General features: G+C 43.7%; 10 protein-coding genes. 3 read left to right on the plus strand and 7 right to left on the minus strand.

The window, feature by feature from the left end; all coding sequences use genetic code 11:
• Positions 1 to 96: 96 nt before the first annotated feature.
• A complete protein-coding gene (locus ADP71_RS11230; protein WP_171461158.1) occupies positions 97 to 1,635 on the minus strand; it encodes a class I SAM-dependent methyltransferase in 1,539 nt (512 codons plus the stop codon).
• 37 nt (positions 1,636 to 1,672) lie between these two features.
• Positions 1,673 to 3,217 carry a class I SAM-dependent methyltransferase gene (locus ADP71_RS11235; protein ID WP_171461159.1) on the minus strand — a complete coding sequence of 515 codons (1,545 nt, stop codon included), beginning with the start codon at positions 3,215 to 3,217 and terminating at the stop codon, positions 1,673 to 1,675.
• Positions 3,218 to 3,412: 195 nt separating this feature from the next.
• Between ADP71_RS11235 and murJ the strand changes: the two genes are divergently transcribed.
• Positions 3,413 to 4,972: a murein biosynthesis integral membrane protein MurJ gene (murJ, locus tag ADP71_RS11240; protein ID WP_026353593.1), complete on the plus strand. Its 1,560-nt coding sequence runs from the start codon at positions 3,413 to 3,415 to the stop codon at positions 4,970 to 4,972.
• A 54-nt stretch (positions 4,973 to 5,026) separates the two neighbouring features.
• Here murJ and yczE read toward each other — a convergent pair whose 3' ends face one another.
• The 5 genes from yczE to ftsY all read right to left on the minus strand — a co-directional run bounded on the left by yczE (position 5,027) and on the right by ftsY (position 10,087).
• The gene (gene yczE / locus ADP71_RS11245; protein WP_019958606.1) at positions 5,027 to 5,674 is read right to left on the minus strand and encodes a membrane protein YczE; all 648 of its coding nucleotides are present in this window, start codon (positions 5,672 to 5,674) and stop codon (positions 5,027 to 5,029) included.
• A 105-nt stretch (positions 5,675 to 5,779) separates the two neighbouring features.
• Positions 5,780 to 6,697, minus strand: coding sequence for a permease-like cell division protein FtsX (ftsX, locus tag ADP71_RS11250; RefSeq protein ID WP_104932197.1), 918 nt, complete (start codon positions 6,695 to 6,697; stop codon positions 5,780 to 5,782).
• The gene (locus ADP71_RS11255; RefSeq protein ID WP_019958604.1) at positions 6,698 to 7,351 is read right to left on the minus strand and encodes a cell division ATP-binding protein FtsE; all 654 of its coding nucleotides are present in this window, start codon (positions 7,349 to 7,351) and stop codon (positions 6,698 to 6,700) included.
• A gap of 20 nt (positions 7,352 to 7,371) precedes the next feature.
• Positions 7,372 to 8,229 (minus strand): DMT family transporter, encoded by an 858-nt coding sequence (locus ADP71_RS11260; protein ID WP_019958603.1) that lies wholly within the window; start codon positions 8,227 to 8,229, stop codon positions 7,372 to 7,374.
• 22 nt (positions 8,230 to 8,251) lie between these two features.
• Positions 8,252 to 10,087 carry a signal recognition particle-docking protein FtsY gene (ftsY, locus tag ADP71_RS11265; protein ID WP_171461160.1) on the minus strand — a complete coding sequence of 612 codons (1,836 nt, stop codon included), beginning with the start codon at positions 10,085 to 10,087 and terminating at the stop codon, positions 8,252 to 8,254.
• Positions 10,088 to 10,151: 64 nt separating this feature from the next.
• On the opposite strand from ftsY, the gene ADP71_RS11270 reads away from it, so the two are divergent.
• Together ADP71_RS11270 and ADP71_RS11275 are read left to right on the plus strand one after the other, a co-directional pair.
• On the plus strand, positions 10,152 to 11,486 hold the full coding sequence (locus tag ADP71_RS11270; RefSeq protein ID WP_104932198.1) for a M16 family metallopeptidase: 1,335 nt from the start codon (positions 10,152 to 10,154) through the stop codon (positions 11,484 to 11,486).
• Positions 11,483 to 12,841, plus strand: coding sequence for a M16 family metallopeptidase (locus ADP71_RS11275; RefSeq protein ID WP_104932199.1), 1,359 nt, complete (start codon positions 11,483 to 11,485; stop codon positions 12,839 to 12,841). Before ADP71_RS11270 ends, ADP71_RS11275 begins: the two co-directional genes overlap by 4 nt.
• The last annotated feature ends 163 nt before the right edge of the window (positions 12,842 to 13,004 follow it).

The following is a 13,004-nucleotide window of genomic DNA, read 5'->3' on the forward strand; positions in this document are numbered from 1 at the left end:
TCATATTGCATTAATAAACAAATTGGGCATAAACGCGATATTTGAGCAAAAAAAACCTCCCGATAAGGAGGTTTTTGTTTTTTAAACCAGCACACTTTACAGCAAACCCAATTGTCGCCAAATGGGCACATACGATTTAGCGTAAGGTAAAATATGTTCCAAGAAAAAAGTTTTCTCATCTTCTCGTGACAATATGGTTTTATCAAGATTGAAAAATTGCTTTTTATTTCGGCGTAATTGCGCTATGAACCGAGTCAAAACAACGTCATCAGCCATATGAATGTCTTCTAACCAAAGCTGCAATACCACTCTATGACTCCAATCAACCAAAACACCTTGTCCTGTGACTGGGGAGACTAAAGTATCTGTTTTAAATTGATAATCATCTGATTCTAATAAAACTTTATTTAATGCTTGTGATTGCACAAACAATGTCTGATTCACTTTTGATGCGCAAACTTGCACTTGACCTACCTGCATTTTAGATACTAAAAATATCAATAAATCCGTCTGACTGCTGCCCAATGCTTTGACCGATTCATACAATTGTAAAAATGTTTTAGGCTCATAATCTTGAGCTGAAAAAGTCTCTTGCAAAGCCTTGAATACCTCTTCATCATATTCATAATCAGATTGAAATATATTATTTTTAAGCTCCTTAGCAGGTACCGTCAGCACAAAGCGATAACAATTCAACTTTGCAAAAATAGCCTGCTCGGATAAAAATTGACCACCTTTGACATACAAATCACTTCGAAATGAAGTACGTAACAACAAATCACGCCAAGAGCTATACAATAAAGGACTGGTCTGATTGAGCATGAACTGTAATGTATCACCTGAAAACTCCAAAAATTTCCAAACATGCCCACAATTTGCAGGACCTATGAGTGTTAATTTCGCTTCTTCAAAATAGGCTGCCATTTCAGATGTATCACAACTATCCCAATACTCATTAAAATACTCTTGTAACAAATAATGCGGGTCTTGACTAACGCTCGTCATATGATTCCACTTATTTTGTAAAGCCAGATTGTCTTGCATGATATGAGGATTTTTATCAAATATCTCTTTAAAATATTGAATGGTTGCCTCAAAACGATCGATTTCACTGCCTTTTTGACAATCATAAAAACGCTTCATCATGTCTCGCCACGGCTTCCAAATCATAGACCCTGCATTGATATTGTAGCTGTTATAAACCACACCTCCGGGCTTAAGACAACGCTTGATAATATTCAATATATGCAGGCGATTTTGATCAGAAATCCAACTCCAAACACCATGAATGCTAATGCTATTACACATAGGTAAATCTGGACGATTCAGCATCTGTTCAAAGCTGTCATCGGTCAAATCAATTTTTAAACCACTTCTTGCCGCCAATTGCTGTGCATGTAAAGCATGACTAGGATGAAAATCATTGCCAATAAAAGAACCTAGATTACAGGCCGCATGAAAATTAATACTCAATCCTTGTCCTACCGCCAACTCCATATGCACAGCATCTTCCGAAGCTGGCGGTAAGTCATAACCATTCAGCAACGCGGCAAACCTTTGATAAACTGGACTGAGATAAGCGAAATATTTAAATGTATATTCAACGTCAATATTATAACCATCAGACCAATTCATCACTCGTCCCTTAACTTATAACATCACAAAGTATTGTTTAAATCACACCCAATTGTTTCCAAATTGGCAATAATTGATGTGCGTCTTGAATGATTTCTTTTAAAAATGCATAAGTCGCTTTTTCATCATTCAATTGATTGCCATTTTTATCAATCAAAAAGCGATTATTGGCTTGTAAACATTGCCAGATTCTTTGGCAAATCACTTGGTCATTGGCATTGATATCTTCTATCCATACTCGCAAAGCCCAAGCATAAGCAAAATCCAATACCAAGCCAGAACCTGTCGTTGGACAAGCAAGATAAACATTGGCAATGTTGTAATCCAGTTCTTTTAACAAAGCCGTATTTAAATTTCGTGCTTGTGTCACCAGCTCATTGCTGACTTCATGCGTTGCGCACACATGCAATTGTGAACTGTCTATCTTGAACAAAAGAATTTGTAAGATGTTTGACCAGTTATATTTGTTCAAGTCTGTGACATCCAACAACTCTTGAAACGATTTAGGTCGATAATCTTGTTGAGCCAAAAGATTTCGAATCGGCTCAAACAAATCTTGACTGAATTCACGTCCATCGCTTTCTGAATACAGCTTGCTGCCAAACTTATCCACATTCACAGCCATCACAAAACGATAGTTTTTCAAACGTGCCACAATCTCACTTTGTGACAAACGACGACCACCTTTGACATACAAATCACGACGGAAAGTATTGCCCACCAAAACATCACGCCAAGATTCCGCTTCTAAAATATTAGGCTGGTTTGAAACTTGCTCTAATGCAGCAGGATTCAGATGAATATGATTCATGTATTGATTGTTATTAATGCCGCCAATAAACTGACATTTCACTTCAGACATCAAGTCCGCCACTTGGTGTAAAGTGAAACAATCCCAGTTTGCATTAAAATATTCATGCAACAAATAATTGCGATTGGCATTGACCACACGACCCCAAGAGTTTTTCAAACTTGGATTTTGCTCTAACAATTGCGGGTTTTTTTCAAAAATTCCAGCAATATATGCCAACGTCGCTTCAATTCGCTGTAATGCAGGACCTGATTGGCTGTTGAAATGATTCACCATCATATTGCGCCACGGAATAAATGCCGCATGACCTGCAAGAATGTTATAGCTGTTGTAAACCACTCCACCGGGTTTCAAACAACGTTGAATCAGATTCAACATGTGTTGGCGGTTTTCATCATTAATCCAACTCCAAATACCATGAAAACTGATACTGCTACACATAGGCAAATCACTTCTGGCATCCAATTGGGCAAAACTCTCATCGCTGAATTGAGTATGCGCCCCTGAAGCCAATGCCAGTTGCTGCGCATGTGCAGCATGAGTAGGATTGAAGTCGTTACCAATAAAAAATCCAGGCTGCACCGCAGCATGAATATTGATACTCACCCCTTGACCAAAACCCAACTCCATATGTGCATCATTGGGACCCACTGGAGGCAAATCATAACCATTAAGCAACGCAGAAAAACGTTGCATTGTTGGGCTTAATTCTTTGTAATAGCCAGAAGTATATTCCGCTTCTACATGATATCCGTCAGACCAGCTCATCATGACTCCTTTATCTTAAGTGTCAATATTGTTTATTTTTAGCAACGCATTACGTCCAAACAAACAAGTCAAAAAATATTCAAGCAGACTATTCTAAATTCATAATAGTTCACTAAGTCAATTCAATACACCCATTTTTTAACTTAAAGTGTACACTCTCGTTTTTCATTTCTTCTTTAACTTGTACTGTGTATCACAATGAATTTATTAAAAACATTAGCTAAAGTCAGCAGTATGACGATGGTTTCACGGATATTAGGGTTTGTTCGTGATGCCATTATTGCGCGTATGTTTGGTGCAGGCATGGCAACAGATGCTTTTTTTGTAGCCTTCAAATTGCCCAACTTATTGCGCCGTATTTTTGCCGAAGGCGCTTTTGCACAAGCTTTTGTGCCCATCTTGGCGGAGTATCGTCAAACTCGTTCACCAGAAGCGACCAAAGCATTTGTACAACACATCACAGGTTTGCTCAGTTTCGTGCTGGTCATTGTCACAGCCATCGGTATTTTGGCAGCACCTTGGATTATTTATGTGACGGCACCCGGATTTGGCACTGACGGAGACAAATTTGCCTTGGCCACAACCATGTTGCAAATCACTTTTCCATATATTTTGCTGATTTCACTGTCGAGCTTGGTTGGCAGTATTTTAAATACTTACCACCAATTTTCCATTCCCGCGTTCACGCCCACTTTTTTAAATATTTCATTCATCGTCTTCGCTTTGTTTTTCACACCTTATTTTGATCCCCCTGCTTTGGCATTGGCATGGGCGGTATTTGTAGGTGGTATTTTGCAATTGGGCTTTCAATTGCCTGCTTTGGCAAGATTGGGCTTTTTGAAAATGCCGAAAATCAATTTCAAAGACCAAGCGGTTAAACGGGTTTTAATCAATATGGGCCCAGCCATTTTGGGCGTATCGGTATCACAAATTTCTTTGGTGATTAACACCATTTTTGCATCCTTCTTGGTCGCAGGTTCGGTGTCGTGGATGTATTACGCTGACCGCTTAATGGAGTTACCCACAGGCGTTTTGGGTGTAGCATTGGGGACAATTTTATTGCCAATGCTATCGAAACATGCCGCCAATCAAGACACACAGAATTTTTCTGCCTTGCTCGATTGGGGATTGCGCTTGTGCCTATTATTGACTTTACCAGCTGCGGTAGGATTGGCTGTCTTAGCATTCCCACTGGTGGCCACTTTGTTCATGTACAACCAGTTTAGCGCCTTGGATGCAGTCAATACGCAATGGGCCTTGATAGCGTATTGCGTGGGCTTGGTGGGTTTGATTATGGTAAAAGTCTTGGCACCTGGTTTTTACTCACGCCAAAACATCAAAACTCCTGTCAAAATCGCCATTTTTACATTGGTTATGACCCAAATCATGAACTTAATCTTTGTGAATCTGTTTGCTGAAGGTTATAAACATGCAGGCTTGGCTTTGGCCATTGGTTTAGGTGCTTGTTTGAATGCAGGTTTATTGTATGTATTGTTGCGCCGCACAGGTTTTTACCAACCCAAAGCAGGTTGGAAATCCTTTTTGCTAAAAGTCATCGTCGCAGTCTCAGCCATGGGTGGCGTATTGTGGGCTTTGCTATACGCTCAAACCTTTTATTACTTCGATTGGTATGCCTCAGGCTGGATACGTTGTGTGCAATTGTTTGGCTTAGTGGGTCTTGGCATCTTCGTGTATTTCTTGGTTTTAGGTTTACTAGGCTTCAGACCTCGCCACTTTAAACGCTCTGAAATGTCATAACCTCAACTTAAAAACCTCCCCAAAAGGGAGGTTTTTTTACAGGACGCTGATAATTCATTCATGGTTTTGTGGATAACGCTTGGAAAACCAATTCAAAGTTTGACCCAAAACAGGACCAATCAACAAAGCAAACAACACCGTACCCAAACCCAAATTACCACCCATCATCCAACCACTTAAACAGGCAAAAATTTCAATTCCCGTACGCACGTGACTGACTTGCCAATGATAACGTGCACTCAATACCACCATCACACCATCACGCGGACCTGCACCCATATTGGCACTCAAATAAAACGCACCGCAAACGCCTGCCAACACAATTCCAAATACGCCCAAAACCACTTGCTGCCACAACAATTCAGGTGTCGGCACAATATAACGGGTCAAATCGATGGCAGCAGCAATCAACAATGCATTTAAAATCGTGTTCAAACCCGGCTTAATCCGCAATGGTAACCACAATAATAAAATCACGGCGCTGATCAGTACGCTGGCACCACCAACCGACAAAGGCGTGTGTAAAGACACACCTTCGGCAAAAATCGTCCACGGTGAATTGCCCAGTTGTGATTGCAATAACAAGCCGTCACCGATGCCAAAACCAAACAAAGACAACACGCTCACCCACAAAGAGTAGGGGCGCAAAGACCATAGCTTTGGCGCACGCCAAGGCACAATGGGAATGGGTGTTTTTTTCATACCAAGTCCAACTAAAAAAGCGCTCAGTGAGCTCTGAACGCTTGTATTTATTATTGTTTCATTCAAGCGTCCTGTAACAATTGAGCGGCGTTACAGGACGCCTTATTAATGTTGTTTGGCTCTAAAGTGACGCAAATGTTGACTGGTTGCCAAAGTCGCGCCAACGATCGCCAACACGCTCATCAAACCAAACAACACTGCCAATTCAGTCGGCGTGAAAAACCGCCATGCCATATTGATACCATAAGGTGCCAACACGCTGCTAAGCATCGGTGTCGTTTGTTGCACCAAAACCGCACACAAACCCAAACTCAACCCTAAAGCCAATAAACCTTGCCACCAAGCTTGGTATAAAAATGGACGGCGCACAAATGACGACGGTGCGCCCAAAAGTTTGGTGATTTCGATTTCTTCTTTTTGACTCAAAATCTGCAAACGAATGGTATTGTGTGCCACCAACACAAACGCCACACACAAAGTCACTGCCAAAAACCACACCAATTGTTGAATCAAATGATTCAATTGATACAAAGTACGTATCCATTGAGCATCCATTTGCACCAAATCTACATTGGGTAAAATACTCAAAGCGTCCTGTAAACTTTGCATTTGCGCTGGGCTGTATTCAGGCTTTAAGGTCAATACAAACGCATCGGGCAAGGGATTTTCTTCTAAAATCGACACCAAATCTTGCTCGCCCATACTGTCTTGCAAAGCTTCCAAAGCTTGCTGCTTGGGCACATATTCTATCTGCGCCAATTCAGGACGCTGCGACAAAGTGTTTTGCAAAGTCTGCACAGCACTGTCATCTGCAGTCAAATCCACAAACACCGTCATTTGCGGCTCTGTGGTCAATTGCCCTAATATTTGCTCATTGCTTTTCACCAACAAATAAAATGCCAATGGCAAAGTCAAAGCAATGCCCAACATCACCAAAATCAACAATGTTCCAAAAGGTTGGCGCAAAAATGTCTTCAACGCACGCAACGCCGCTTGCGTGTGCATGGAAATGGCATGCTTCATTTAGATTAACCTGCCTTGTTGTAAACGCAAAATGCGATGGCCGTAGTCTGCCATCAAAGATTCATCATGAGCGGAAATAACCACAGTGGTGCCCGCTTGGTGAAAAGAACGGAACAATTCCATGATATCCAAAGCATAAGCACGGTCTAAATTGGCAGACGGCTCATCGGCAATCAACAAAGTCGGTTGATTAACCACCGCTCGTGCGATGCACAAACGCTGTTGTTCGCCACCTGACATCGTCACAGGCAAAGCTTTTTCCTTGCCAGCCAAACCGACTTTCTCAATCGCCATATGGGCACGCTTAAGCGCATCTTTATGACTGTATTTACCCGAAATTTGCAAAGGCAATAACACATTGGCCAATACATTGCGATCAAACAAAAGTTTGTGATCTTGAAACACAATACCAATGTGTTGACGTAAAAAACCCAAATGGTTGTCACTCAAATCGCCCATATTGTGCTGATTGAGCCATACCGCACCATCTGATGGCTTGGTAATGCCAGCAATGAGTTTCAAAATCGTGGATTTTCCAGCGCCAGAATGTCCCGCCAAAAAAATCATTTCCCCTTTGTCTATTTTGAAACTCAGATTTTTCAATGCTTCATGGCCACCAGGATATACCTTGGTGACTTGTTCAAATCGTATCATGTCAGCCTCTTTGATTGTTTTCAGGACGCTTTAAAACGTGCAGACACCACAACAGCCATGATGATCAAACTGCCCCCTAACATCATGCGCAGCGTGGGCACATCGTGCAAAAAAATCCAAGCAATGGCAATGGCGTATACAGGCTCTAAAGCAATCACCATCGCAGCAGTGCGTGCGCTGATGACTGTTAAGCTGTCAATGAACAACCAATATGCCAAACCCGTACACAACACACCCAAGCAAGCCAACCAAAACCAGCCTGCTATGTCCAAACTGCCCAATTGCGGTATCGCAAACGCGCTGACCACACTAATCGCCGCAAATTGCCACCAACAAGATTGCATCGAATCGGCTTGGCGTTGCGCAGCACCTGCTCGGTTCAGTGCGGCAATCACGGCATACACCAAGCCTGAAAAAATGCCCCACAACAAACCCACTGTGCCAGAATTGCCCATATCAAAACTGGGTACCACTAAGATTAAACCGATGCTGATGAGAACAATCAACACCATTTCCAAACGGCTGATTTTGTCTTTGAATATGAGCGCTTCAATGATGGCAATCGCGGCAGGAAAACAGGAAAACCCCAAAGTACCTATCGCCACGCCACCAAGTTGAATGGCATAAAAAAATGCCCACCAATGCAAACCCAATAAGCAACCAATGAACAGCAATTGGGCAATTTCTTTCGCTGCCACATCTTGCCACGGCAAACGTTTTTTCAGGGCGCACACCAAACCCAAAACCACTACTGCAAATGCACAGCGCCCCCAAACCATGGCTGCCGCAGTAGTGGGCACCAAAGCAGCAAACACTCCAGATAAACCAAAGAAAATCGTTGCAAAATGCATGTTCCACAGCGCGCGGCTTCGGGTCATGATGTGGCTTTCAAAAAGTTAATCAATCACCTAACAAAGCTTCGGCATAATCGCGCGCATTGAATGGGCGCAAATCTTCGATGCCTTCACCCACGCCAATGAAACGAATTGGAATCGGACGGGTTTTTGCCAAAGCAGCAATCACGCCACCTTTGGCAGTGCCATCGAGTTTGGTCAAAATCAAACCTGTCAAACCCAAAGCATCGTCAAACGCAATCACTTGATTGATGGCATTTTGACCAATATTGGCATCCAAAACCAAGATAATTTCATGTGGTGCAGTGTCCATAGACTTTTGCATCACACGTTTGACTTTTTTGATTTCTTCCATCAAATGCAATTGTGTCGGCAAGCGGCCTGCAGTGTCTGCCAAGACAATATCGGTACCACGCGCTTGCGCTGCATGCATCGCATCAAAACACACCGCTGCAGAATCGCCTGTCGCTTGAGAAATCACGGTCACATTATTGCGTGCGCCCCACTCAATCAATTGCTCACGTGCTGCCGCACGGAAAGTATCCCCTGCCGCCAACAACACTGATTTGTCTTGTCGTTGGTAATGCGTCGCCAATTTACCTATTGAAGTGGTTTTGCCCGCACCATTCACACCTGTCATCATAATCACAAAAGGTTTGGCATCCGCAGGAATTTCCAATGGTTGTTGCAAGGGCTCAATCAACTCAACCAACGCATCTTTCAAGGCCTCACGCAGCTCTTGTGGGTCTTTCAAACCTTTCAAACTCACACGCTCGCGCACTTCTTTTAACAAATGCTCAGTTGCGGCCACACCCATATCACTGGTCAACAACACATCTTCCAACTCTTCGTACAAATCTTCATCGATTTGCGCACCACCAAAAACGCCCGCCAAAGACTTGCCCAATTTGTCACGCGATTTGCTCAAGCCTTGCTTCAAACGTGCTGTCCAACTGCTCACAGATTCATTGGGTTCAAAATTGCTAACAGGATTGCTATGCACCGGCTTCACAACAGGTGCCGTCGTTGGCGCAATCGTTTCAATAATGGCTTCTTCTACTTCAACAACATTGGTTGCCCAATTGCCCGTAAAGAACGAAGATTCTGAAGATACTGGTACTGTTTCTTCTACAACAACTGCCACCGCTTCTTGAGTCGTCACGGCAATATCCTGCACCTCTGCCAAGGCTATCGGCTCAACTGTTGCCGCAACGTTTTCAACCTTAGTCGGCACAATACCTCTTGCCCAACCTTGTACGGCTGGCTGGGCGTCCTCCACTAAAGCTGCTGGTTTTTCTGCTTCGTCAGCCGAGATAGTCTCCTCCGCAGGCACCACCATAACCACTTCTTCAGGTATTGTTGCAATTTCAACAGCCGCACTTACCAAAGGTACAGGTGCTTCTAATCCCGACTCCGTCAACACTTCAGACTGTGGCAATACTGCTGCTTCTGGTGCGGTCACAGTCTCAACAGCTTTTTGCGCAGGCTCTTGGGCTATCAATGCAACCGATTCTGGTGTCACTTGCGCCATCACAACAGGTTCTGTTACCACAACAGACTGAGGCTGATTGTCCAACGTATCAAAACTCAATGCCGTAACGCTAGGCGACACAGTGTCAGAAACCTCTGGCGCCACAACAGGCTCAACAATCGGTTCTGCCACTTCAACGTCATGGATGACTATGGGCGCCTCTTTAGGCTCAATAGCAATATTTTCAACAGGCAATGTCGCCTCAGCCACAACTTCCTGAACCACAGCTTCCTTGCTAGAATCTATCAGTGGTTCAGCAGGAAGTTGCTCTTGAATGTGCTCTGGCTGGGTTTCCGGTACGTTTTGTTCCGGTTCAGATTTTCTAAATCGTTTGAAAAATTTGGAGAACATTTAGTCTTTCAATCACAATATGCCTAAGTAAGGGCTATTGTAGCGTAAAAATCAAGGATAAATCATGTATCTAAAAGTTTGGAGCAGTGCTTTATTACTCGCTGCATCGTATAGCAGTGCTTGGGCTCAAACCCTCAGCCACACCTTGGACAATGGTTTGAAAATCATCGTGCGAGAAGACCAACGTGCACCCGTTGTCGTCACACAACTTTGGTACAAAGTCGGCAGCGTGGATGAAGAAACAGGCAAAACAGGTTTAAGCCATGTTTTGGAACACATGATGTTCAAAGGCACACCAAACATACCATCAGGTGAATACGCCAAACGCATCAGCGCCTTAGGCGGCTCACTCAATGCTTACACCAACCGCGATGAAACGGTTTATTACCAAACCATTGCCAGCCAACATTTGCCTGAAGTCTTGAAAATGGAAGCCGATCGCATGGTGAATTTAAGCTTTAGCAATGCCGATTATGTCAATGAATTGGAGGTTGTCAAAGAAGAACGTCGCTTGCGCACCGACGACAGCCCTTCAGGACGCTTGTTTGAAACCTTGTATGAAACGGCTTTTGTCACCAGTGGCAACCGTTCACCCATCATTGGCTCGATGTCTGATTTAGGCAAAATGACAGGCGATGATGCCAAAGCATGGTATCGAAAATGGTATGCACCCAACCATGCCACTTTGGTCATTGTTGGCGATGTGGATGCGAAAAAAACCATTCAAAATGTCCAACAAACTTTTGGTGACATTCACGCCAATACATTTACGCCACCTACTTTGCCACAAGAGCCGATTCAAACCCAAACACGCCATGCGCAAACCTCAGCGCCATCTGAAGTGCCTATGGTCGCTTTGGCTTATCAAGTACCACACTTAAAAACATTAGACGAGCGCTTGCCTTATGCTTTGGATACCTTAGCCAACGTTTTGGATGGCAATGCTGCCAGTCGCTTAGAAAAAAATTTGGTGCGCGGTCAACCGATTGCATTGTCGGTCGGTGCCAATTATTCTTTGTTAAGCCGTTCGGATGAGTTGTTTATTTTATCGGGCGCACCTGCACAAAACATCGATGTCACCACCTTAATCAATGCCTTAAAGCAAGAAATCAAGAAAATTGCGACCGATGGCGTGGACGAAGCAGAATTAACCCGCATCCGCACACAGCGTGAAGCTTCTGAAATTTACGCCAAAGATGCCATTACAGCCCAAGCGTCTTTATTGGGCAACTTAGAAAGCAAAGGTTTTTCGTACCAAGACGAAGATGCCATCCGCCAAAAGCTCAACAGCGTTACTGCCCAAGAAGTACAACAAGCAGCGCAATATTTAACCGATGACAAATTGACCCAAGTGATTTTGCAGCCTGAATCCTTGTCAAGCAAAGGAGCGGCGCAATGAAAACCATCGCCACCATCAGCATTTTAAGTTTGGCTTGGCTTAGCCAATCGGCTTTGGCACAAACCACCACCACGCCATCTACCATAGCTCAAACCAACCCACATCAACTGCATATTCAAAGCTGGCATTTAAAAAATGGTGCCAAAGTATTGCTAGTCGAACGACACGCGCTACCGATTGTAGACATCAACGTGGCTTTTGATGCTGGCAGCCGCCGCGATGATGCACAAAAAATAGGTGTCGCCAATTTTGCAGGCAGCTTGATGGACATGGGTGCAGGCAAATGGAATGAAGAAGACATACGCCGCTTGAGCAGCGATTGGGCAGTCACTGTGAGCAGCTTCAGCGACACCGAACAAGCGGGCATCCGCATTCGCAGCCTCAGTCAGCCGCAAACTTTACAGGACGCTTTAAAACTTGGACAAACCATTTTAAGCCGACCGACTTATCCACAGACTGTTTTAACACGTGAACAAGATCGTGCCGTATTGGGATGGAAACAAAACCAAACCGATCCTCAATTTTTATCTTCACAAGCCATGACCCGTTTGAATTATCCACAACATCCTTACGGTTATTGGGCACAAGAAAACGAAGCCAGCATTCGCGCCATCAAACGCCAAGATTTAATTGATTTTCACCACCGCTATTTCCGCCCTAGCACCGCTGTGGTTTCGATTGTCGGCGATATAAACCGCTCCCAAGCGCAAAAAATCGCCACCGAACTATTGGCAGACTTGCCACAACAAAAACTCAAACTGCCAAACATCGCAGCTGTGCCTTTGCACAAAGGTCAAACCACACACATCCATCATCCTGCCAGCCAAACCCATTTGGATTTGAGCTTGCCTGTTATCAGCCGCGATGATGTGGATTATTTTGCGCTATTGATTGGCAATTACACTTTGGGTGCGGGCGGTTTTGACAGCTTATTGATGAAAGAATTGCGCGACAATCGCGGTTTTACTTATGGCGCTTACAGTCATTTCAATCCGATGGCGCAAAAAGGCACATTTTCCATAGGCTTGAGCACGCAAGCGGCCAATGCCCCTGAAGCTTTGAAAGTCACCAAGCAAGTATTGGCCGACTACATCGCGCAAGGTCCTACTGAAGCGCAATTGCAACAAGCCAAAAACAATATCATAGGCGGCTTTCCGATGCGTTTTGATACCAACAACAAATTATTGGGCTGGCTCAGCACCATCGGTTTTTACCAATTGCCATTGGATTATTTAGACACTTATCCACAGAAAGTCCAAGCTTTGACCACCGAACAAATTCGCGATGCATGGCAGCGACGTTTGAAAGTCGAAGATTTGAACGTGGTGACAGTCGGACAAAGCCTAAAACAATAAATCATTTCATCATTTAAAGCGTCCTGTAAAAGTTACAGGACGCTTTTTTAAGTGGTTTATCATGATTTAATTCATTCAACTAGCATTTAAAATGCCGCTCGGTTTACACTGTTCACAGTTTGACAAAATCCGATTCATCGACCCCATCACAAAGGAAACCCAT

Source organism: Vitreoscilla sp. C1 (assembly GCF_002951955.2).
Lineage (GTDB): Bacteria > Pseudomonadota > Gammaproteobacteria > Burkholderiales > Neisseriaceae > Vitreoscilla > Vitreoscilla stercoraria.

Excerpts from the sequence above, each read along its gene's own strand:
- ADP71_RS11255 (WP_019958604.1), bottom strand. The coding sequence starts at position 7,351 with ATGATACGATTTGAACAAGTCACCAAGGTATATCCTGGTGGCCATGAA.
- ADP71_RS11260 (WP_019958603.1), bottom strand. The coding sequence starts at position 8,229 with ATGACCCGAAGCCGCGCGCTGTGGAACATGCATTTTGCAACGATTTTC.
- ADP71_RS11275 (WP_104932199.1), top strand. The coding sequence starts at position 11,483 with ATGAAAACCATCGCCACCATCAGCATTTTAAGTTTGGCTTGGCTTAGC.
- ADP71_RS11235 (WP_171461159.1), bottom strand. The coding sequence starts at position 3,217 with ATGATGAGCTGGTCTGACGGATATCATGTAGAAGCGGAATATACTTCT.
- ADP71_RS11270 (WP_104932198.1), top strand. The coding sequence starts at position 10,152 with ATGTATCTAAAAGTTTGGAGCAGTGCTTTATTACTCGCTGCATCGTAT.
- yczE (WP_019958606.1), bottom strand. The coding sequence starts at position 5,674 with ATGAAAAAAACACCCATTCCCATTGTGCCTTGGCGTGCGCCAAAGCTA.
- ftsX (WP_104932197.1), bottom strand. The coding sequence starts at position 6,697 with ATGAAGCATGCCATTTCCATGCACACGCAAGCGGCGTTGCGTGCGTTG.
- ftsY (WP_171461160.1), bottom strand. The coding sequence starts at position 10,087 with ATGTTCTCCAAATTTTTCAAACGATTTAGAAAATCTGAACCGGAACAA.
- ADP71_RS11230 (WP_171461158.1), bottom strand. The coding sequence starts at position 1,635 with ATGAATTGGTCTGATGGTTATAATATTGACGTTGAATATACATTTAAA.
- murJ (WP_026353593.1), top strand. The coding sequence starts at position 3,413 with ATGAATTTATTAAAAACATTAGCTAAAGTCAGCAGTATGACGATGGTT.